The 21,461-nt window shown below is 68.9% G+C and carries 17 protein-coding genes and 4 pseudogenes; 10 read left to right on the top strand and 11 right to left on the bottom strand.

What is annotated here, in order from left to right:
• Nucleotides 1-95: 95 nt before the first annotated feature.
• From ACFY0I_RS21015 to ACFY0I_RS21005, 3 genes are all read left to right on the top strand, one after another.
• Entirely contained in the window at nt 96-458 is a 363-nt protein-coding gene (locus ACFY0I_RS21015; RefSeq protein WP_388897839.1) for a transposase, read from the top strand.
• A 54-nt stretch (nt 459-512) separates the two neighbouring features.
• Nucleotides 513-950, top strand: coding sequence for a DUF4259 domain-containing protein (locus ACFY0I_RS21010; protein ID WP_388897836.1), 438 nt, complete (start codon nt 513-515; stop codon nt 948-950).
• Nucleotides 951-1,691: 741 nt separating this feature from the next.
• Complete coding sequence (locus ACFY0I_RS21005) at nt 1,692-1,976, top strand: hypothetical protein (RefSeq protein ID WP_388897833.1); 285 nt, start codon at nt 1,692-1,694, stop codon at nt 1,974-1,976.
• A 1,446-nt stretch (nt 1,977-3,422) separates the two neighbouring features.
• Here the strand turns inward: ACFY0I_RS21005 and ACFY0I_RS21000 are convergent.
• Nucleotides 3,423-3,632, bottom strand: a pseudogene (locus ACFY0I_RS21000) (helicase associated domain-containing protein); the annotation flags it as partial.
• A 415-nt stretch (nt 3,633-4,047) separates the two neighbouring features.
• On the opposite strand from ACFY0I_RS21000, the gene ACFY0I_RS20995 reads away from it, so the two are divergent.
• Nucleotides 4,048-5,058: a quinone oxidoreductase family protein gene (locus tag ACFY0I_RS20995; RefSeq protein ID WP_388897830.1), complete on the top strand. Its 1,011-nt coding sequence runs from the start codon at nt 4,048-4,050 to the stop codon at nt 5,056-5,058.
• A 212-nt stretch (nt 5,059-5,270) separates the two neighbouring features.
• Here ACFY0I_RS20995 and ACFY0I_RS20990 read toward each other — a convergent pair whose 3' ends face one another.
• The 4 genes and pseudogenes from ACFY0I_RS20990 to ACFY0I_RS20975 form a co-directional block, all read right to left on the bottom strand.
• A complete protein-coding gene (locus ACFY0I_RS20990) occupies nt 5,271-5,780 on the bottom strand; it encodes a hypothetical protein (RefSeq protein WP_388897827.1) in 510 nt (169 codons plus the stop codon).
• A gap of 43 nt (nt 5,781-5,823) precedes the next feature.
• Nucleotides 5,824-6,294: a hypothetical protein gene (locus ACFY0I_RS20985; RefSeq protein ID WP_388897824.1), complete on the bottom strand. Its 471-nt coding sequence runs from the start codon at nt 6,292-6,294 to the stop codon at nt 5,824-5,826.
• Nucleotides 6,294-6,629 (bottom strand): helicase associated domain-containing protein, encoded by a 336-nt coding sequence (locus ACFY0I_RS20980; RefSeq protein WP_388897821.1) that lies wholly within the window; start codon nt 6,627-6,629, stop codon nt 6,294-6,296. Before ACFY0I_RS20980 ends, ACFY0I_RS20985 begins: the two co-directional genes overlap by 1 nt.
• A 152-nt stretch (nt 6,630-6,781) precedes the next feature.
• Nucleotides 6,782-6,940, bottom strand: a pseudogene (locus tag ACFY0I_RS20975) (hypothetical protein); the annotation flags it as partial.
• Between the two features lie 332 nt (nt 6,941-7,272).
• Here ACFY0I_RS20975 and ACFY0I_RS20970 point away from each other — a divergent pair.
• Nucleotides 7,273-7,860, top strand: a complete 588-nt coding sequence (locus tag ACFY0I_RS20970; RefSeq protein ID WP_388897818.1) for a hypothetical protein — start codon at nt 7,273-7,275, stop codon at nt 7,858-7,860.
• A 236-nt stretch (nt 7,861-8,096) separates the two neighbouring features.
• On the opposite strand, the gene ACFY0I_RS20965 is transcribed toward ACFY0I_RS20970, so the two are convergent.
• Together ACFY0I_RS20965 and ACFY0I_RS20960 are read right to left on the bottom strand one after the other, a co-directional pair.
• Nucleotides 8,097-8,537, bottom strand: a complete 441-nt coding sequence (locus tag ACFY0I_RS20965) for a hypothetical protein (RefSeq protein WP_388897815.1) — start codon at nt 8,535-8,537, stop codon at nt 8,097-8,099.
• Nucleotides 8,538-9,072: 535 nt separating this feature from the next.
• Nucleotides 9,073-9,495 carry a lipocalin/fatty-acid binding family protein gene (locus tag ACFY0I_RS20960; RefSeq protein ID WP_388897812.1) on the bottom strand — a complete coding sequence of 141 codons (423 nt, stop codon included), beginning with the start codon at nt 9,493-9,495 and terminating at the stop codon, nt 9,073-9,075.
• Between the two features lie 462 nt (nt 9,496-9,957).
• On the opposite strand from ACFY0I_RS20960, the pseudogene ACFY0I_RS20955 reads away from it, so the two are divergent.
• Nucleotides 9,958-10,523, top strand: a pseudogene (locus ACFY0I_RS20955) (IS5 family transposase); the annotation flags it as partial.
• A 295-nt stretch (nt 10,524-10,818) separates the two neighbouring features.
• Here ACFY0I_RS20955 and xdhC read toward each other — a convergent pair.
• The 3 genes and pseudogenes from xdhC to ACFY0I_RS20940 all read right to left on the bottom strand — a co-directional run.
• Nucleotides 10,819-11,619: pseudogene (gene xdhC, locus ACFY0I_RS20950) on the bottom strand (xanthine dehydrogenase accessory protein XdhC); the annotation flags it as partial.
• Nucleotide 11,620: 1 nt separating this feature from the next.
• Nucleotides 11,621-14,032 (bottom strand): xanthine dehydrogenase molybdopterin binding subunit, encoded by a 2,412-nt coding sequence (gene xdhB, locus ACFY0I_RS20945; RefSeq protein WP_388897809.1) that lies wholly within the window; start codon nt 14,030-14,032, stop codon nt 11,621-11,623.
• Nucleotides 14,029-15,501 (bottom strand): xanthine dehydrogenase small subunit, encoded by a 1,473-nt coding sequence (locus ACFY0I_RS20940; RefSeq protein ID WP_388897806.1) that lies wholly within the window; start codon nt 15,499-15,501, stop codon nt 14,029-14,031. The genes xdhB and ACFY0I_RS20940 overlap by 4 nt, the downstream gene beginning before the upstream one ends.
• Before the next feature lie 1,163 nt (nt 15,502-16,664).
• Between ACFY0I_RS20940 and ACFY0I_RS20935 the strand changes: the two genes are divergently transcribed.
• Nucleotides 16,665-16,922 carry a hypothetical protein gene (locus ACFY0I_RS20935; protein ID WP_388897803.1) on the top strand — a complete coding sequence of 86 codons (258 nt, stop codon included), beginning with the start codon at nt 16,665-16,667 and terminating at the stop codon, nt 16,920-16,922.
• 1,345 nt (nt 16,923-18,267) lie between these two features.
• Here ACFY0I_RS20935 and ACFY0I_RS20930 read toward each other — a convergent pair.
• Nucleotides 18,268-18,429 (bottom strand): hydrophobic protein, encoded by a 162-nt coding sequence (locus tag ACFY0I_RS20930; protein ID WP_267726032.1) that lies wholly within the window; start codon nt 18,427-18,429, stop codon nt 18,268-18,270.
• Nucleotides 18,430-18,755: 326 nt separating this feature from the next.
• Between ACFY0I_RS20930 and ACFY0I_RS20925 the strand changes: the two genes are divergently transcribed.
• From ACFY0I_RS20925 to ACFY0I_RS20915, 3 genes are all read left to right on the top strand, one after another.
• Nucleotides 18,756-19,187, top strand: coding sequence for an ATP-binding protein (locus ACFY0I_RS20925; protein WP_388897800.1), 432 nt, complete (start codon nt 18,756-18,758; stop codon nt 19,185-19,187).
• A 257-nt stretch (nt 19,188-19,444) separates the two neighbouring features.
• Nucleotides 19,445-19,618 (top strand): CsbD family protein, encoded by a 174-nt coding sequence (locus ACFY0I_RS20920; RefSeq protein ID WP_388897797.1) that lies wholly within the window; start codon nt 19,445-19,447, stop codon nt 19,616-19,618.
• 963 nt (nt 19,619-20,581) lie between these two features.
• Nucleotides 20,582-21,151: a sigma factor-like helix-turn-helix DNA-binding protein gene (locus tag ACFY0I_RS20915; RefSeq protein ID WP_388897794.1), complete on the top strand. Its 570-nt coding sequence runs from the start codon at nt 20,582-20,584 to the stop codon at nt 21,149-21,151.
• Nucleotides 21,152-21,461 lie beyond the last annotated feature (310 nt).

The raw sequence follows: 21,461 nt of genomic DNA, 5'->3' as shown, positions 1-21,461 counted from the left end.
GTGGATACGGGGCCGTCCGCGCATACCTTCGTCCTTTCCGGGACGCGGTGCCAGGGGGTCGGCCGCCATCTCCCAGGACTGTTGCCAGCTGGATCTTGACCCACCCCGACGCGCTTCCGGAGAAGGAGCGACTGAAGCTCAAGTCCGTGCTGGCTGGCTGCCCCGAACTGGACGCCCTCGCTGGGCACGTCCGCTCCTTCGGGCAGATGCTCACCCAGCTCCAGGGAGAACGGCTCCCAGAATGGATCGCGGCGGTCCGAGCCGACGACCTACCCAGCCTGCACACCTTCATCAACGGCCTCGAACGCGACCTCGCAGCCGTCACCGCCGGCCTGACCCTGCCTTGGAGCTCAGGCATCGTGGAAGGCCACGTCAACCGCATCAAAATGATCAAGCGGCAGATGTACGGACGCGCTTGCTTCAAGCTCCTGCGCAAGCGGGTACTACTGGCCTCCTGACCTCGCTGTCGGTGGCCAGTGCGAGGATCCCCAGACGGCCACGCGAGGAGAGACATGGGCACCTGGGACATCGGCCCCTTCGATAACGACACCGCCGCCGACTTCGCCGGTGACCTGGACGAGGTAGCACTGGAAGAACGCGAAGCCATGATCCGCGGCGTGCTCAAGCGTGCCGCCGGGCCTGCGGACTTCCTGGGAATCTACGACGGCGAGCGTGCAGTGGCCGCGGCGGCCCTGGTCGTCGCCCAGCATCCTGACGGCGATCCGGCGTGTTCGAACTACGGCCCATCAGAGCCGCTACCGGAGTTGCCTGCAGACCTTCGATTGCTCGCCGTCGACGCCCTGGACCAAGTGGTCTCCAACCGGTCTGAACTCGCCGAGCTGTGGGCCGAAGCTACGAACGGGTCGAAGTGGCGCCAGGACATCACCCGCCTCCGCGACGTCCTTGACCCTCCGATCCCGCCACAAGAGGAAGCCCTCTTCGAGATCTAATTGGTGACACACAGTCACGGACCGCGGAACTTGAGCCAGAACCATTTCTCATGAACATCGACGTCGGCACCGGCCGGGTGCCTTCTAAATCCGTGAACAACGGACTTCACAACACGTGAACGAAGCCAACCGGGCGGCCAGGGCCGCACGGACCGCGACGTCTCCGGGCGCCGTCAAGTTCGGAAGGGATCCACCGCATGCCTTGACGGACGAGACCTGACGCCGTGCCATGGGAGGACGCACCGCGACGGGGGATGACACGATGGTGGACGAGGGACACGACGGCGCCGGTGGCGAGCCCGAGAGCCACAAGGAGGTTCCGCGGGGCGGAACACCGGAACCCCCGTATGGAAAAGACAATTCGTTCGCCCACATTGCGTGGATTATCCTGGCGATCCTCGCCCTAGGGATGATCTTGAGCTCGCTTGGCGACTGCACCGGCAACTGCGTCAGCGACTTCGTGCGATGACGAGCTCTTCCGCCGCGGCACGTGCATCCGTCGTGGTGCCGCAAACAGCTGACCGGTCAAACTTGCCTGTCAATCGGTCAAGACCACCTGTCAGAGGACAACCGGGTGCGTCTCTCCTTGACCTCGGCGCGTGTCAAGGAGAAACACGGTGCCTCCACCCGGCCCACTCCACGCACCGATTCCATCCGGTGCGCACCACTCCCGCGCGCCGGCCGCACCAGTGCGTGCACCACCCACCGAGTGGAGACCCGAGCGTGGGTAGGGGGCCGGGGATGAAGACACATGGTGATGACACGGACGTGCTCGGCGAATATCTACGGGCGGCCCTGGCACGCCTGGGCTCGGCTGATTTCGAGACGGTGATCCGCGCCGCGGACGCCACCTGCCAACTGCTGGCCGATGCGCAACCCGCCCTGCCGGCGGGCCCGGACGGCGCGGTCCGCGGCTCTCACCTGCAACGCGAGTACCTGTCCCTGCTCGCTGTCCTGATCACAGGTCGTGCCGACACCACATCGTGGTGCTGCCCGCCCCCGACGGGACACCTGGCTGGGCTGTGATCGAGCGCCACGTGGCCCGGGATCCGCGGGCTCTGGCGGATGCCCGGATCGCTGAGCGGGCCCGCGACAGCGTCTCCACCGGGACCGCACTGGAAGTGCTGTGGAGGGCGAGTTGAGCCCTGGCCCCGCCCTCAAGGCCAGTAGCCGCGAGCGACCCAGCCCATTGGCTTGTAGGACGATGGGGGCATGATGACAAATCAGAACCAGCACAACTCCGGCTCCGAGGGCCAAACCGATACAGGGTTCTCCCCCGACATACAGACTGCGGAGCCCACGACTCTTCCGATCCGCTGTGGCGCGAGTGGGCCGGACAGTTGGGACACCGACCCGCAGGGCAACTTCTTCTGCGCTCTGCCGCGCGGCCACGAGGGGCTGCATCACGAAGGAGGCGCACCCCGCCGCTGGTTCGACAACGAGTAGGAGGACACCCCTCCCGGACGAGACCTCGACCCGCGGGATGAGCTGGGCCGGTCGCACCTTCCGCGACGCCATGGCTGCCAACGCTGCCTGGTGCGAATGTCGGGAGGGCCGCGTTCGCCACTCACCAGTATCGCGGGATCGGCTCCGGGTCAGTGGCCGAGGCAGCGGATTTCCAGGGGTCGGAGACGTGCGGCCGCACTCACGCCGCCTCGACCCGTCGACGGACAAGAGCGCGGGTTGCACGACGGGCCTCCGGGGCCCGTCGGCGCAGGGGAAGGGCTGCTGCATGACGATTACGCTGCCTCGGCCCGGATCGGGCGACGCTACGGTGCACAGATGCGCATGTATCTCTCCTCCTTCCGCATCGGTGACCACCCGCCGCGGATGCTGGCACTACTTAGGCCGCGAGGCCACTCCCGGCCCACGTGGAGACCCACGCCCAGGGGAGTCCCGGGCCGTTTTCGCAAGGGGCGCTTACTCCCGTGCGCGAGCCGGCGATGGTCTGCGCTTCCTGGCGGTTGGAGCTTCCAGCGAACTCGGGGGATCGGCGGGTGCTTTGTGCGGCCGGTCGGCGTCACCCCGACCGGCCGGGCCACGATCACCCGACGATCTCCGACGGACTCAAAAGCAACGACTTTCTCGACGAGTTGGATTCCCTGCATCCGGGGTAGTCCGGCGTCCTCGGTGCGGCGGGCTGCGCCCAGCGCGTTCCTACGCGCCCGGGGGTCATGTCGTGTGGGCCTGCGGTACGGGGAGGGCGATGAACACACCGGGCGAGGAAGCCGACCTGCTCGGCGTCTACCTGTGGCAGGCCCGCGAGCGCCTGGGCTGGTCCGCTTTCGCAGCCGTGGTCCGTGCTGCCCAGGTCGAAGCGTAGAGGCTCCCTACCGTCCCGCGCCGCCCCGGACCCACGCCCCGGCGAAGCGGACCTGGTCGGCCGCCCAGTCGCCGTACGCCACAAGGGGCGCAGCCGTCCGAACAGGTAGCCGGTCGCGAGCCCGGCGGCCGCGGTGACGACGGCCATCATCAGGACCACCGCATCCCGACCTTGGACAGCTGCTCCACCCGCTCCGGGGACAGCGCGGCGGCCCTGTTCCGCTGGTTGTTGACCCACGCCCCCAGACGGAACTGGAGCTCCCCGCCGTCCTCGGCAAGCACGGTCTCCACGTGCCTACGCGGGACCGTGAGGTGGCCCCCGCGCTCGAAGAACTGCCGGGCGGCGCCGAGGTTGGCGGTCCACTTGAAGTCATTGAGAACCGCAGCGGTCGCGCGTCACCACCCTCGCGGGCCGTCGCTGCGCGCTGTTGCGGAGGGACGGAAGTGACCGAGGTTCAAGACTGCCGCAGCCTCACTCACACGTTGCCTCCACGGGTGAGTACACGGGAGGTGACCGCGTCTCGATCGGAGCGGATTGGGACACGGAGGCCGTATTCCCTTCCGCGGGCCACGGTCTCCATCACGAGCCGCTTGTAGAGGGGCGGCAGGGGCGAGCCCGCGCGGCCGAAGGGTCTTGCGGCTCGATTGCCGGCCGGGACCTTGTGGCCGTCGCCGGGGATGTTGCCGACCTTGTTGATGTCGACGTGCACGAGTTCGCCGGGAATCGGATCGCGATCAACGGGGTTGGTGGGGGTGAGCCGTTATTGGAGGGGTCATGCGAGCGATTCAGGTGTACGAAGTGGGCGGTCCCGAGGTGCTGCGGGAGGCCGAGGTGGACCAGCCGCGCCCGGGTCCGGGCGAGGCGATCGTGGAGGTCGCCGCATCCGGGGTCAATTTCCTCGACGTCTACCACCGCGAAGGCCGGTACAGCCTCCCGCTGCCCTTCACCCCGGGCACTGAGGGCGCCGGCACGGTCGTCGAAGTTGGACCCGGCGTCGCTGACGTCGCAGTCGGGGACCGGGTCGGTTGGGTGGAGATTCCCGGCACGTATGCCGAGCGGGCCGTCGTGGACTCCTCCCGGCTGGTGCCGCTGCCCGACGATATCGGCTTCGAGACAGCCGCCGCCGTGCTCCTCCAAGGCATGACCGCGCACTATCTCGTCAAGGACGCCTACCCGGTTCAGGGGGGCGACACGGTGCTCGTGCATGCGGCTGCCGGCGGCATGGGGCTGCTTTTGACCCAGCTCATCACCCATCTCGGCGGCAGGGTGATCGGCACGACGTCGACCACGGCGAAGGCCGAGCTGGCGAAGCGTGCCGGGGCCGCTGAGGTGATCCTTTCCTCCGCCGTCGACGATCTCGCAGCCGAGGTGAGGCGGCTCAACGGTGGTCAGGGGCTGCCGGTTGTCTTCGATGGCGTCGGCGCGCACACCTTCGATGCGAGCCTCGCCAGTCTGCGAACCCGCGGCCATCTCGTGCTCTTCGGCGCGGCAAGTGGTGCCGTGCCTCCGTTTGATCCGATTCGGCTCGCCCACGGCGGTTCGCTGACCCTGATCCGGCCCAGCCTCGGGGACTTCATCGCCGATCGGTCCGAACTGCTCCGACGGGCCGCCGATGTGTTCGAGTGGGTGCGCTCCAAGGCGCTTGAGGTCACCGTAACGGGCCGCTACGCATTGTCCGAGGTGGCTCGGGCCCACAGCGATCTGGAGGCTCGGCGTACCACCGGCAAGTTGCTCGTCGTACCCGATGCGGCCGCTGTTGGACGCCGCGAGGAGACGCGGAGCTGATCGCGGATGACGACGTCGGGGATCTTGGAAACTGAGATGTCGAGGGCATGGCCGACCGGCATCCCCAAGATCCCCGACCTCGTCAGGCACTCAGCAGGCCAAGATCAAGTTCTGGCGGGTTTCTGGCACATCTGGGTCACATCCCGTGACCCCCGTGGGTTCAGGGAAACCGAAGTATGTTCAGCGGGAACTCGCGGGTCGTTCCGTGTGCATCAGCTGGGCGTATCCGTGGGTTCGGCGGGAACCGTGGAGAGGTTCGCGAGGCGGCGGGCTTCGGCCGTGACCTCTTCATCGACCTGAGCTATTGCTTCGTCGCCGTCTTCGAGCATGCCGTACTCGTCATCGAGCTCGGCGAGCCGCTCGGTCAGAGGCAGCTCGTGCCCGTAGCGCCGATGAATCTGGAAAGTGAGCTCCCAGGGTTTCAACTCGCCGGCGAGCATGCGCCGTGCGAGCGCTCGCACGGCGGCTTCCTGGCCGGCCTCGCCGCCGACTGGATGGAGGGTGAGGCCGAGTTCGGCGAGTGCTGGGGGAAGCAGGTCGTGGACGTCGTAGTCCGCCTCGGCGCGGGTGCAGGCGGCGAGGATCCGAAGGTTGGGGGTGTCGAGTCCGGCGACGAGCGCATCGCAGGCGGAATCGACGACCTCGCTCGCACTGACCTCCCCCACACTCCAGAGGGCGGCTTGGTCCTGTAGAGCGATTGCTGCTGCTTCGGTCGGCGTCACTCGCTCATGATTCCTTCACGGTGCGTCCCCGGTCGAGCGGGTTTCACCGAAGCTGCTGTTCAGCGTCCTGGTCCAGCAGAGCGCGGGCTGAGTTCGCGCAGCGGATCGCGGTCTTCTCGTCCGAGCCGAAGACCTCGGCGAGGTGAAGCGGGTCGGGCCCGTGGGCGAGGGCCTCTTCGAGCTGCCGGTCGACGCGAAGCTCCTCCAGGGTGGCGGCCTGGCCGCGAAAGGGCTCAGAGGAGGCGCGACAGTTCTGGGCGCCCCGGCCTGCGTCGGCCGGGGCACGGACTTGCCTGTCGGTAGCCGAGGCGCGCACGAAGCGCCGGCTGGTGCGCGGCGCGGTGACGACGTGGACCAGGAAGACGAAGGCCTGCCGCCCCGCGCTGCCCCTAACCCACGCCCCGGTCGAGCGGAACAGGTCGGCCGCGCAGTCGCCCGCACGCCGCCAGGGGCGAAGCCGTCCGAGCAGATGGCCGGCCGCGAGCGCGGCGGCCGCGGTGACGACGGCCATCATCAGGACCACCGCATCCCGAGCTTGGACAGCTGCTCCACCCGCTCCGGCGACAGCGAGGCGGCCCGGCTGCGCTGGTTTTTGACCCATGACCCCAGCCGGAACTGGAGCTCCCCACCGTTTTCGGAGAGCACGGTCTCGACATGCTTGCGGGGGACCGTCGGGTGCCCATCGCGCGCGAAGAACTGTCGGGCGGCGCCGAGGTGGGCGGTCCACTTGTCGGCCGGTGTGGGGCGATCTCGTGCTCGGTGGTGGGCTCGATTTCCGAGGACCTGCTCGCACAACCACTGCTGCACCCCGGTGAGCCGGTCCCAGCCGAGCCGCACCGAGTCACCCACCGTCCGAGGTCCTCCTCGCCCATGTCCAGGTGCTGTCGGACGAGGTGGAAGGCGCGCTGCCACGTCACCGGCCAGCTCGGGCACCAGGAGGCGTCGATGTCCTCCAGTTGCTCGCGCCGCTTGTCCGTCAGCGCCCCGGCCCACGACTCCACCGGCCACCCCTCCACGTGCCGCCGCTCGTTTTCGACAGCCTTCCGGGCGGCGACCCGTGCGTCTTTCAGGCAGATGCCCACCGCCGCGCCCTGGAACATGGCGTCCAGCGGCGCCAAGAGGTGGCCGTGCTCGGCGGCCCACCCGCGCGCGGCGGCCAGGCCCTCGGCCCAGGAGACGTCGAAGTGGGATCAGATCATGCCGAGCCTCTCCAACTGGGTGATGCGGTCCTCTCCTGGTGGTGCGCCACCCACCCTCGCGGTGCCGCAGGCGCTCGCCGCGGGTTCGGATGCGGGCTGCCGTTCCCGTGCGGAGTCGGCTGCCCGTACGCGATCCGTATCCGTAGTAGGCGGCGGAGCTGGGCGAGCGCACGTTCTTCCTGAGGGCCGTTCGGACCAGCCCGGATGCGCTGCCGGGATTCCGGGGTGACGGTGACCGGAGAGCCGACGGACCTGTCGGTGTTCCTGCCGCGTCCCGCACGAGGAGTCACGCCGTGTCCGAACGCAACACCGTCATGCGCGGCCTTCATGACGTGGGCCTGGCCGCTTGGTTCGGAGGTTCCCTGATGGGAGCGGTCGGCCTCAACGGCGCAGCGAAGGAGCAGGGGACGAGCCGGCATGAAGGGGCCAGGATCGCAAGCGCGGGCTGGGCGCTGTGGACTCCTGTGGGCGCCCTCGCGATCGGCACGCACCTGGTCGGTTCCTGCGGCCTGCTCAAGGCGAACGCCGGCCGTGTGTTCACCCAGCAGGGCGTCGCCGCCTCCTCCCTGGCCAAGACGGTTCTCACCGGGGCCGCGCTCGCCGCCACCGTCTACGGCCGTGCCCTCGGCAAGAGGATCGAACTCGCCTCCTTCGAGCAACCAGACACCGAGAAGAACGAGGATCACCTGACCGACACCGGCCAGGCCGAACGCCACCTCTCCTACATCCAGTGGGTGGTACCCACCCTGACCGGCGGCCTGATCATCCTCAACGCCCTCCAGGGCGAACAGCAACGCCCCACCCAACAACTCCACGCCATCTGGAAGCGCGCACGTACCCTCGCCCCCTACGTGGTGACCAGCCGCCACTGGCCCCATTGAGCCGACCGACCCCGCGCACAGGACTCTCGGCAGCGGCCCCCCGGAGGCAACGCTGCGGGTAAGCCGGACGGGGCGACCTCACACACCGCTGCGCCCCGCGACTGGGGTGTCTTCCGCGTCGTGCGTGCCGGGGCCGCGGGCCGTGCGCGTGTGCTTGCTCCGTTCGGGTGGACGGGTGATCCCCGCGGCCTGGTGAGCTGCCGCGGGGATCATCGCCTTGGGTTCGGGTGCGGTTGTCAGCCCGGGCACTGCAGGCCGGTGCGGGCGGACTTCACCGCGGTGTCCAGCTGCTGGGCTTGCGGCTTGAGCTTGCCGGCGGCGTCGGTGCCGGTGGTGTCGTCGGGCAGGTCGTCCCAGGTCTTCTTCAGCCCGTCCGCCGCGGACTTGATGGCGTCCTTCTGGGCCGCGTCCCATGTCGCGGTGGATTCCGAGACGTTGTCCCAGCCGTCCTTGACGTCGTTGTACGCGTCCTTGACCTGGTCCTTCGTCGCGGAGGCCGGGTTCAGTCCGACCAATGCCGTCGCGTCGGAGCGGAGTTTGTTGAGGTCGGTGCACAACTGTGCGGCTGCCGCACTTTGGTTGGGGGTCGGTTCGGCCGCGAGGGCGGCCGGCGCGCCGCCGAGCGACAGGACCAGCGCTGCGGCCGCGGTCACGGCAGGACTCGGAATGTGCCTCATGGGTTTCCCCTCGTCCGGGATTCCTCGGGTCCCCGCCCCTGACCTCCCGAGCTTCCGGCTAACCACGCTGACACAGCCCATCGGCCCCCGCAATCCGCGACCACGACCAGCCGAGACGAGGGCGGCATGCGCCGAGCGTCGGCCGGCGACGAGTCGGTCGCGGCGTTGCCCGCGGTGCTGCCCGTGGAGCCGTTCGGTGCTGCATTCCGTCGGCGCGGGTACGCACGGGGTGGCTTCGCTCATTTCCAGGAACAGCGTTTGCCGATGGGTCCCCGAGGCTGTGGGCGATGAACCGGGCCGGGCCGTTCGATGAAATGTTCGATAATGCCAGGCTTCAGCCCTGCCGCGAGTGCCCGGAGTTCGACCGTGGTCCGGTGGTGGCGTGGTTGTTGGCTCGAGGGAACATGACCGTTCCGCTCCGAGGCGGCCGAAAGTTCACCGCATCGGCGTGTGGCGAGGCCGACCTACCGGTGCGCGAGCGGGCCCCGGCATGGCATCCGGCCGGGGCACGCCTCGCTGGTGGCCTCCGGACCGGTCAGGGCTGGCGCTTGTAGCGCCGCTTTGCGGTCACCGCGTTCGGGCCGGTGTACGCCACGTCGAGGCCCTGGTCGTCGGCGCTGTACACGACGGTGGTCTCGGAGTTGCCGCCCTTGCGCTGCAGGGTGACGTGGTTGAAGTCGCGGCGGGCGATCCCCTTGGCCTGGCGGTCGTCGCCGTACCCGTAGTTCGTGACGAACTCCTGTCCGAGGGTGAACTGAAGGACAGCCGCCTTGGCGGCGACGGTGATCCTGAACGTGTAGTGGTCGCCCTCCTGCACGATCCTCACCGTCTGGGGGTCCGCCGCGAGCACCTCACGGGTTGCCGCGTCGACCTCGATCGACTCCAGGTACTTCTCGTACCCCTCGCTGCTGACCAGCTCGTACGTGCCGGAGAAATCGGTGAAAGCTCCGCCTGCCATACGGTCTCCTCCATCGTGATCATCAGAGCGCGGCGCCCGGGCCGGACACGGCCTCCATGATTCACGAAGACCACCTGCGCCCGGGCGGAAACAGCCGAACGCCGGCATCTGCCACGCTTGTCTGAGTCGCCCTGACCTGGCGTCCGCCCAGGCGGAGAAGCAGGAGGAACTGGCGGAGGCGTTTCAGCGAATCGGCGGTATCGATGGGGGTGGTGGTCTGAAAGAGCTGCACGCGATTGTGGGTGAGCCTGAGTTGGTGTGACGCCCGCCAAGTCTCACGTGTGCAGGGGGCAGGAGTGCTGGCGCTGGATGCTTCCGATGATGTCGGTGTGGGGGCCGTAGTTGAGGGACCAACGTTTTGCGGATGGGAGTGATGAGGGTGCGTGCGCTTTACTGATCGTTCCAGAAAGAGATTCATTGAGGGGCTGGCAGTTGGGTGTGGATGTCGGCAGGATCTGGGGTGTGCCTGCTGATCTTGTGCCTGATGACCTGTGGGAATGTGTGGTCCCGTTGCTGCCGGAGCGGCCGGCACGGCGGTTTCGTATCCGGGACGGTTGCCGGTGGACGATCGTGCGGCGTTGCGGGCATCGTTGACGTGCTGGGCAAGAGCGTCAGTTGGCGGGACGTCCCTACCGGGCAGGTCGGCTGCAGCGGCGTGACGGCCTGGCGGCGTCTTCGGGGCTGGACCGAGGCCGGCGTGTGGCCCCGCCTCCACGAAGTCCTCCTGGCCGAGCTCCGGAGCGCCGGACTGCTCGACATGGACGATGCGGCGATCGACGCTTCGCACGTCAGGGCCCTCAAAGGGGGCTCACACCGGACCTTCGCCGGTCGATCGCGCACGTCCGGGCAGCAAGCACCGCCTCGTCGTCGATCGGCACGGCACCCCCCTCGCGATCTCCTTGACCAGCGGGAACCGTCACGGTGTCATCCAGCTCATGCCTCTCATCGACGCTATACCGCGAATCCGCGGGCTTCGCGGACGGCCCCGTCACCGGCCTCGTCGGCTCTTCGCGGACCGCGGCTACGACTTCGGACTCCTCCCACTCGCACGCAGCATCATCTGCTTACGCCGACTCCGAACCTCATTCTGAAACGGTCCGCTAGGGCCTGCCTTTCGGATCATGCCGGCCGGGAGAGCCCGGTCGGCGTGATCCGAGAAGGAGCGCCCTAACGGATGCCGGAGCGTACGCGGACGTCGAGGACCTTGGGGACCGCGGAGTTCCTTGAGGCCGCGCGGACCTCGACCTCCCGGACCACAGGTACCTCAGGCACCTCAGGGGCCACGGGCACCTCGGCCACCGGGTCCGGTACCGCCCCGGGGCGGTCCTGCTCGAAGGTCCGGAGCAGGTCCGCCGCCACGCTCACCGCGATCGTGGCCGGCTCCTTGCCGGTGATCTCGGTCATCCCGATCGGAGTCTTGATCCGATCGATGGTGGCGTCGTCGTGACCGCCCTCGGTGGCCAGGCGCTTGCGGAACCGCACCCACTTTGCGGCCGAGCCGATCAATCCGATCGAGCCGAGACCAGGTGTGCGCAAGGCGGCGTCGCACAGTGCGGCGTCCTCGGCGTGATCATGGGTCATGATCAGGACGTGGGCGCCGGGCGGCAGCTTCGCGAGCACCTCCTCCGGAAGCAGCGGCGTGTGGTGCACGTGGATCTGCGCCACCGCGTCCGAGAGCACACTCAGCCGTTCGTCGGTGAGCATGTCGGACCGGGTGTCGATCAGGTGCAGATCGAGGTTGTGGCGGGCCAGGATGCGGGCCAGCTCCAGTCCGACGTGCCCGACGCCGAAGACGGCCACCGCCTGGACCACCGGCAGCGGTTCGAGGAGCAGGCTGACGGCGCCGCCGCAGCACTGCACACCGTGGGGTCCGACGACCTTGTCGTTGAGGGCGAACTCCATCAGTTCCGGCTGCGGATCGGGCTCGACGTTGAGCTGGCGGGCCCGATCGACGGCGACGGCCTCGATGTTGCCGCCGCCGATCGAACCCCAGGTCTCGGTCTGTCCCACGACGAGCTTGGCACCGGCCCCACGGGGAGCATGGCCGCGCACGGTCGCGACGGTCACGAGCACGCCGGGCTCCCGGCGTGCTCGCAACCGCGTGACCGCTGCGATCCAGGTCATGTCAGGCATTGCTCAAAGCGCTTGTGTCGGTACGAATCCCGCTGTCGTCCGGAGCCTGGCCGTCGCCGCTCCGCACCTCCGCCTTCTCGCGGACCGACTCGATCGCCCAGAAGACCGCCTCAGGCGTCGCGGGGGCGGCGAGTTCCACGCTGACCCCGGCGGGACCGAACGACGCGGCCGCCTGGCGCAGCGCCTCGCGCACGCAGAACGCCAGCATCAGCGGAGGCTCGCCGACCGCCTTGGACCCGTACACCGCGCCCTCTTCGGTGGCGTTCTCCATCAGCGTGACGTTGAACTCCTCGGGCATCTCCGAGAAGCTCGGCAGCTTGTAGGTGCTCGCGGCCTGGGTCAGCAGCCGGCCGCGGTTCGGCCCGTCGCTGGTGTCCCAACGCATGTCCTCGAGCGTCAGCCAGCCCGCGCCCTGGACGAAACCGCCCTCGACCTGACCGATGTCGATCATCGGGGACAGGCTGTCGCCGACGTCGTGCACGATGTCCACCCGGCGGATGCGGTACGCGCCGGTGAAACCGTCGACCTCGACCTCGGCCGCGGCGGCGCCGTAGGAGAAGTACTTGAACGGGGAGCCTCGGAAGCTCTTCGCGTCCCAGTGCAGGCCCTCGGTCCGGTAGTAGCCGGACGCCGACAGCTGCACGCGCTGGAAGTACGCGGTGCTCACCAGGTCGTCCCAGGCCAGCTCCTTGTCGCTGCCCAGGGTGCGGGCGACACCGTCGACGATGCGCACGTCCGAGGCGTTCGAACCGAGCCGGCCGGCGGCCACCTGCAGCAGCCGCGCGCGCAACTGCTCGCACGCGTTCTTCACCGCGCCACCGTTGAGGTCCGTACCGGCACTGGCGGCGGTGGCGGAGGTGTTGGGCACCTTGTCGGTCCGCGTGGGCGCCAGTCGCACCTTGTGCAGCGGGATGCCCAACGTGGTCGCGGCCACCTGCAGCATCTTGGTGTGCAGGCCCTGGCCCATCTCGGTGCCACCGTGGTTGATCAGGACGGAGCCGTCCTTGTAGATCAGCACCAGCGCGCCGGCCTGGTTGAAGGCCGTGAGGTTGAACGAGATGCCGAACTTGATGCCGGTGATCGCGAGCGCCCGCTTGGTGTGCGGGTGCGCGGCGTTGAACGCCGCGATCTCGCGCTTGCGGTCGGTGATCCCGCCGTCGTTCTCGACCTGCTGCCAGACCGCGGCGATCCGTTCCGCCTGCGGGACCGGCTGGCCGTACGGCGTCGCCTGACCGAGACCCGGCTGGTAGAAGTTGCGCTTGCGCAGCTCCATCGGGTCCAGGCCGAGCAGCGGCGCGACCCGGCCCAGGATGTCCTCGATCACCAGCATGCCCTGCGGACCGCCGAAGCCGCGGAAGGCGGTGTTGGAGACCTTGTTGGTCTGAGCGATGCGACCGGCGACCCGCGCGTTGGGGATCCAGTACGTGTTGTCGATGTGGCACAGCGCACGGGCCGTCACGGGCTCGGACAGGTCCAGGCTCCAGCCGCCGTCCGAGGTGAGCGTGGCATCCAGCGCCTGGATCCGTCCGTCGGCGTCGAAGCCGATCTTCCAGTCGGCGTGGAAGCCGTGCCGCTTGCCGGACATGGTGAGGTCCTGGGTGCGGTTGAGCCGCACCCGGACCGGCCGACCGGTCAGCTTGGCGCCGAGCGCGGCGATGGCCGCGAAGCCGTGCGGCTGCATCTCCTTGCCGCCGAAGCCGCCACCCATCCGCAGGCACTGCACGGTCACCTCGTGGCTGTGCAGACCGAGGACGTGCGCGACGATCTCCTGGGTCTCCGAGGGGTGCTGGGTGCTGCTCTGGATGAACACCTGCTCGGCTTCGTCGATGTAGGCCAGCGCGGCGTGCGTCTCCAGGTAGAAGTGCTCCTGGTCCGAGAACTGGAACTCACCGCTGAACACGTGCGCGGAGTCGGCGAAGCCGGCGTCGATGTCGCCGGTCACCATCAGGGGCCGGGCGCCGTGGAAGCTCTCGGCCTCGATCGCTTCCTTCAGCGTCATGATGGAGGGCAGTTCGTCGAGTTCCACCTCGACGGCCGCCGCACCGAGCCGAGCCGCCTCGAGGGTCTCACCGAGTACCCAGGCGACCGCGTGGCCGTGGAACATGACCTCGTCGGGGAAGAGGGGCTCGTCGTGCTTCATACCGGCGTCGTTGACACCGGGCACGTCGGCGACGGTCAGTACGCGGACCACACCCGGCACGGCGAGCGCGGGCTCGGTGCGCAGCGCGGTGATCCTGCCCCGGGTCCTCATGACCTGGACGGGGTAGGCGTGCAGCGTGTCCTTGGTGCGGTACACCAGGTCATCGGTGTAGAGCGCGGCGCCGGTGACGTGCAGTACGGCACTTTCGTGCGGCATGGAGAGGCCGACCACCGGCTTCTCGGGACGCTCGGACAAATGACTCATGAAGACACCGCCTCGGTGGTTTGCGCGTACAGCTTCAACAGGCTCTGGCCGAGCATCGCGGAACGGTAGACGGAGCTGGCACGGTGATCGCTCATCGGCGTGCCCTCACCCCGCAGCACCCGGGCCGCGGCGTCGACCGTCTCCGCCGACCACGGCTTGCCCTGCAGGGCGGCCTCGGTGGCGAGGGCACGGATCGGGGTGGCGGCCACGCCGCCCAGACCGATGCGTGCCTTGCGGACGATTCCGCCCTCGATGTCGAGCGCGAATCCGATCGCCACGCTGGAGATGTCGTCGAAGCGCCGCTTGGCGATCTTGTGGAAGGCCGTGAGGGGCGACAGCGGCAGCGGGATGCGCACGGCGCGGATCAGCTCGTCGGGGCGGCGCACGCTCTGCCGGTAGCCGGTGAAGTACTCCGCGAGCGGGACGACGCGCTCACCGTCGGCGTCGGCGAGCACCAGCGACGCCTCGAGGGCGAGCAGGACCGGCGGGCTGTCACCGATGGGGGAGCCGGTACCCAGATTGCCGCCGAGGGTGCCGCTGTTGCGGATGAGTCGGGAGGCGAACTGCGGGAACAGCTCGGCCAGCAGCGGGACATCGCCGTCGAGGCGGCGTTCGATCTCGGTGAGCGTGACCGCCGCCCCGATCTCGATGTGGTCGGATTCGACGCGCAGCTCACGGAGTTCGGGCAGTCGTTCGATGGCGACCACGCATTCCGCCCGGCGGGAGCGGATGTTCACCTCGACGCCGTAGTCGGTGGAGCCGGCGACCACGACCGCGTCGGGTCGCTCGCGCAGCAGCCGCAACGTTTCGGCCAAGGTGTCCTTCCGCAGGAACGTGGCGCCGTCCTGCGTGTACTCGGTGGCGACCGGCGCGGGCGGGTCCTGCTCGCGACGCTGCGCCAGCGGGTCGTCCTCGGTGGGTTCACCGACCGCGAAGGCGGCGTCGCGGATCGGGCGGTAGCCGGTGCAGCGGCACAGGTTGCCGCTCAGAGAGTGCAGATCGAAGCCGTTCGGACCGTGCTCGGCGTCGTGGGCGTCGCCGGTGTCGGCGGACTCGCCGTGGGCGCAGCGGTCGGGCCGGTAGTACTCGGAGGCCATGCTGCAGATGAACCCGGGGGTGCAGTAACCGCATTGGGAACCGCCGCGGACCGCCATCTCCTCCTGTACCGGGTGCAGCGTGGGCCGAGTACCGGGTTCGCCGACCGTGGCGAGACCTTCGGAGGTGATGATCTCCTGGCCGTCCAGTGCCGCGGCCGGCACCAGACATGCGTTGACGGCCACCCAGTCGGTGGGCTTGTTCACGCCAGGACGGGCCACCAGGACCGAGCAGGCGCCGCACTCACCCTCGGCGCAGCCCTCCTTGGTACCGGTGAGGCCACGCTCGCGCAGGAGATCGAGCACAGTGGTGTGGGGTGCAGCCGGGGAAAGCGGTGTCTCTTTCCCGTTGACGGTGATCCGCGCCGCTACCATGGCCCATCCTCATTTCCGCGCATGGTCGAGCTGATTATGCTAATAGCCATTTCAGGGGCTTTCTATTTCGCTGGCGCAGCCCGGGGAAAATCCGGGGCGCGACTCGGCACGCGACGACGTGCCGCAGGCGGTGTGAGAAATCGAAAGATGCCGGGGCCACAGAAGGGCACGCCGGCGAAGAGGGCTGTTCAGCAGCCGTGTGCTACGAGACCCGGAGTCCAGGCGACCTGATGCGCGGGGCGGCGCAGTTCGGAGATGATCGACATCCGACTTCGCCTCCTCCATCAGTTCACGGGCCGGTCGGCTCGAAATTACGTTGCCGCAGACCATCGGTCAAGCCGCCGTGCGCAGAGCATTCGGGCCCGCCGAAATCCGGGCCGCCGGCGGACGCGTCCCGAAGCCCGGTCCGATAGATCGAGAAGCTGTCCGGAATCTGACGTATTGGCTGGTTTCGGGACGTCGAGCGGCCGGTGGCGCCGTGGTCCCATGCGTGCGCCGCTGTCCCGCGACGGTCACAGAGGATCCACAGAGATCAGCGACAACGGGAAGATGCTGCGCCTGACAGGTACCGCGCGGATGACGGAGGAGCAGCCGTACTGATCGGCACGCGCACGATGGTGACCGCGCGCGACAGGAAGACCGAAAGCTGGCCGCTGGTAGCAGGCGAGTTCAGGGGCGGCGCGAACACGGCGTGGCGCGATCTAGGCAGGCCCCCGGCGCGTGGTCGTCACGGCGTTGTCCTGCGGTGACCCGGAGCACAACGTTCAGGCGCTGAAGGTCCCGGGGCGCACCTTGAGACATGCAGGTCTGCATGAAGCATGTGCGCATCGCCATGTACGGGACCTGGAGGAGTCCGAAGCGAACACGCTACCTCGTACCGTCAGGGCTTGGCCGCCGCTGGATCGGGGTGGTCAGGGCGAGGCGTGAGCCGAGGCGGAACCGCATCTCGCCAGCGGCGGCACGTACCTCTTCGGAGCGGGTCTCTTCCTCGAGGACGCCGAGCGGCATCATGACCGCCCTGGCTTCGTCACCGGTCACCACCCCCTCACTGATCTGCGGCGACGGCCGCGCTACCCGCGGCAGGGTCTTGGTTGTCAGTGCCCGTCCGTACCGTCGAGGACGAGGGGCATGGACCGGCCGGCCCCGACGGGAAGGGAGCGGACATGGGCGAGATCAGCGTGAGCGGGGAAAGCCTGGAGCGGCTGCTCTCCGACAGCTCCGGTACCTACGGCACCCCCTATCAGCAGGCCTTCGCCGCGCTCGCGCGCACGCACCGCGGCCGGCCCGCCGCCGAGATCCTTCCCCTACTGGCCCACGCCGCGGACCGGGCCCTGCTCGGCTTCTCTCCGGCGGATCTGTGGGAGCAGGCCCACGCGATCAGCGGCGGGGAGCCGTACGTGCTGCGCGTCACCGTCACCTGACACGGGCGTGGCCCCCTGCCTGCGCGCGGCCGCCGCTTCCGCGGTTCTGCCCTGACCACACCGGCCAAGCCGTAGCCGGGCCAGGGCATGCATGGCGAAGATCATGGCCTATGATTGATCTTGAGCTCGCCGCCCGGTACCGGGTGTGTGGGTCTCGCGTTGGTGGTCCAAGGAAAGACACCCCACTTCCCGTGGGGGAATGCAGGTGCAAGGCCTGCCCAACGCTCCACCAGGTCCCGCCGCCTTCCTCACCGAAGGCGGTGGGATTTTTTCGTGTGCCCGCTGACCTGGCGCTTACAGGCCTGAACAGGAAAGCGGCGCTGGGGCCGTTGGAAGCGAAGCCAACAGTCGGGGGAGTTGGGTCGCCCGACTGCGGATTCGGTCCCGCACCGGAGCGGGCTGGGGCATGGTCGGAGGCGGGCGGGTCCGACCGGAGTCCGCTCGGCGGGCGGGTGGCGGGGGAGGGTGTCATGGTCGATCAGGACAATTGGACGGCGGAGGAGTTCGGCACCTCGCACGAGGGCCGGGGCAGTGTGCTTCTGGCCGATGGAAGCGTCCCCGCCCCGGTGTATTTCGACACCGGCTCGGGTTCGGCCGGCCGGTCGGTGACGCGGTGGAGCGTCTATGACGGCCGCTCCCCGCGCATTCCCCAAACCGTCGTAGTGCGCGCGGTGTGTTCCTGGGGCTTGACGGGTCCGGAGCACCGGCTCGACCGGGCGTCGATCAGGCGTACTTCCTCGGGAAATCACCGCACTCCGCACCCCCCTGCCTTCGCCCATCCACGGAGGTGACGTGATGTCGATGCGCACGGAGTCGTTCTTCGCCCACGTTCAGGAACGCGGCGAATACGACACCCTCGAAGAGGCCGACCGCGTTGCCCGCGTCGTCCTGTAGGCGACATCGTGTTGGTGTCGCTTCCCGACAACACCGCCCGGGTCCTTCGCATCACAGCGGCAGAGCATCGATCAGGGCGATCGCACCCCGCGCACGGGCGGCCGGAAGCCCATCGAGCCCTCGGGCATGCTCAGCGGCTCCACGCCGGGGATGGCGAGACCGCCGCGGGGGTGTCGGCTGCGGCGGGAGAACCTGACGCCTGCCCGCCCGCCCGTGCGCGCTCGGGGAGGGGCGGGGCCGGGGCGGCCGCCGATCGTTGGAGGTGAGCAGGTCCCCTGCTGCGTCACGGCAACCGTCCCGGCTGGTGTCCGGATACCCCAGTTGTGGCACTTCATCCAGCTCGGGAAACGCTCGGGCGCGCGGACATGCCGGTGGCCCGGACCCCCGTGCCAATCGGGGATCCGGGCCACCGGCACGCAACGTCTGAAGGTTGCGTTGATGTTGCGTACGGCTACCAGCGGTACCAGCGGCCGCTGCTGCCCTTGGGGCGGGCGACGAAGCCGACCAGCCACAGGACCAGGACGGCGATGGCGACCCACCAGAGAATCTTCACCGCGAAACCCGCGCCGAAGAGGATCAGTGCCAGCAGAAGAACGAGAAGCAGGGGAACCATAGTTATCAACCTCCGAGGCACCGTGTGCCCGACCCCGACCCCGCCATGCATTCGATTTTATGTGCTTCTTATCCGTGCAGGCGGGCACAAGGACGCACCCGTTCACGCATGGTCGGGCTCGGAAGACCGAGCCGACGGTACCGGGCCGCGGCCGGAACCGTCATGGTCCTCGCCGGCCCGCTGCACACTGCGGTCCGCCGCCTGTTCGAGGTCACCAACACCGCGCCCGCCCTCCTCTGGGCTGACAGAGTGCAGCAGGCGATCACCTGCTGAACACCGCACCCTCAGTCGATTCGGACCCTATCTCCCGGGGCAGGCGATACAGCATGAATCCGACTGCGGCCGTCGACGGCACCCCCGGCCGCCACCACAGCCGCCCCGTCGCGCGGGCGGCCGGCACCGTGGCCGCCGCCCGCCGGCGGGTCACCGAGCTGCTCCGGGCCGCGGACGCCGCCCTCGACAGCATCGCCGCCGGGGACGCCCTCCTGGTCGCCTCGGAGCTCGTCACCAACGCGATCCGCCACGGCGGCGGCATCACCGGCTTTCACGCTGCCCTCGACGGGGACACCCTGCGCCTGGCCGTCAGCGATGCCAGCCCCGAACACCCCGCGGCCCGCTCCAGGACCGAGCGCGGTCACCCCGGGGGATACGGCTGGCCCCTCGTGAGGCGCCTCGCCGATCACGTCGACATCACCCTCCTCCCCGGCGGCGGGAAGACGATCACCGCCGTCCAGCGCCTCACGGCGAACCTGGCGTAAAGGCAGCTGCCGTACCCGTGGGGTGCGGTGCCGGTGCCCGGGACGAGCGGAACTCACCCGGCCAACACCCTGTTCCAGGTCACCCGAGCAGGGCCCTCGTCCGCGACCGCGTCCAGGTTGCGGCCGACGCTTTTGAGTAAGAGGCCCATGCCCCGGGACCTGGGCCTCGAAAGTCGGTGAATGCCCACGGGTTTGCGTGCTGCGATCGTGAGCACGAGTGGGTCACGGCCAATCCGGTACAACACGAGGAGGTCCCGATGTCGGGCACGGAGAAGGCCAAGGCACACGCCGAGCAGGCCAAGGGCAAGACCAAGGAAGCCATGGGCCGCATGGCCGGCAACGAGCGGATGACCGCCGAAGGCCGGGCTGACCAGGCCAAGAGAAACGCCCGCCGGACCAAGGAAGACATCAAGGACAACCTCAGCCACTAGGCATGGGCGACGATCATCCGTCACCCGCTGGGCCCCGACCCCCGTCCCCGGGTGGTCGGGGCCCGGCCACGTCCAGCGAAAGAGGAACCCTGAAACTCGCCAAGATGTTCTTTATCGTCCTCATCCTGGCGCTGGGAGCCTTCTACGGCTGGGCCATTGCCGACTAGGGACCGCCTTCGACATCCGCGCGTCCTTGCCCACAGCCCACCGTCGCCGCCGATCTCACCCGGCGGCAGGGCCCCGGCCCCGAACCATGACACAGCTTCGGAGCTCACGTCGCTGAAAGCGGACCGGTGTCCGAGCGACACGCCTCGGTCGATCGCGGTGTCGGCGTGGATCTCCGCACCGAATTCGGGGCGGCCCAAGTGATGTCCGGGGCGTTGCCGGACCCCCACGCCGAAGCGAACCGAAATCCGTCCGAACCTGCTCCGCGGCCTATACATCGCGTTCCGCGGGCAATACGCATGAGGGAGCTGGAAGATGACGACGAAGGACATAGTGGTAGGAGCCTTCCTGCTGATCGCAGGGTGCGGGCTCATCGCGATGCGTAGCCAGTTCTCCCACCGCCCTCGGGGAGGCAGCGGGGTCGTCAGCCGGGCGAAGGCCCGTCACCCCATGGCCGACCGATCAACACCTTTGGTCATCGGCGGATTCTTGATAGTCCTCAGCATCCTTTGCTTCGCCGGAGTGCTCAGCGCTCAATGATCACGGTTCACCGGGGAAACGGCACTGTGCAGGGCTCGCCGACCGCCATGCGGGCCACCGGGGCGGGAAATACCTGCTCCGCCACGTCGGTCAGGGTGGTGGCCCTCACGACCGGGAACGCTGCCCGGCCCGCGTCCCAACACCCCGGCGCCGCGCACGATGCCTTGATCAGCTGACCGACTCGGGCGTTTCTGATTGTGATCCGCTCGTGGGGGCAGACGGTCCGGGCAGGCCATTCGTGCAAGGAGGAACGGTTTCATGCCTTACGTCGCTGCGGCCACCATTCCGGCCCCGGGGACGGCTGCCTCGACCCGTGCCCACCCGGCCGCCGTCGCCGGGCACCGTACGACGTCGCTGCCGCGGGTCGAGAACGCTCGCGATGTGGCGCCCGCGCATGCGCGGGAACTGTCGCGATTGTTCCCGGTGCGACCGAAGGCGTTGGAGGAGGGGACTCGTGAGATCGATCCGGCGATGGTCCTCCGCGAGGACATCCACACCCTCGCGCCGCTTCTGCGTGAACTCGACGAACGAGACCGCGAGGTTCTTCGGATGCGCTTCGCCCTGGAGATGACGCAGTCCGAGATCGAAGCCGAGCTCGGCCATCTCGCAGGTGGAGGTGTCCGGCCTGCTTTTCCGCACCCTGACCGGCCTGTGCGACGGCATGATCGCATGATCAGGCCGCCGTCGCCGCGGTCCTGTGGAGCGCCGACCCCGCCCAACGGCCGGCGAACGACGGGCGGGGCACATCCTTCGGACGGCAGCCGCAAGTCTCGGCGCGACGCCGCCGACTCCCTGAGGCACCAGCTTGTCCCGAAGGAGCTGACGTGACATTCGACTTTGCGCTCCCGCCCCAAGCCCGGGGCGAGTGGATACCCGATGGTTGGCATCTTCCGATGCTCGCGGCGTGCATGGCTGCGGTGGCGATCACCATTGTGGTTGCGCGCCTGCGTCGCAGACGGTGAATGCCCGAGGCGGCGGGGGAGGGGGCGCCCAGGACGCCGACGAGTAGTCCCCGGCTCCTGCGTCCTGGCGAGCGGCCTCGTCGCGGAGCGGAAACTCGACGGCCACCGAGCAATACTCCTCGCGCCCACCGGCCCGGGCTGCCGCTGCTCCTGAGGACCCGCGCGGTTTCCTCCTC

The sequence above is a fragment of the Streptomyces sp. NPDC001568 genome, assembly GCF_042893755.1.
Taxonomy (GTDB): Bacteria; Actinomycetota; Actinomycetes; order Streptomycetales; family Streptomycetaceae; genus Streptomyces.
This window is presented reverse-complemented; position numbering and strand designations above follow the sequence as displayed.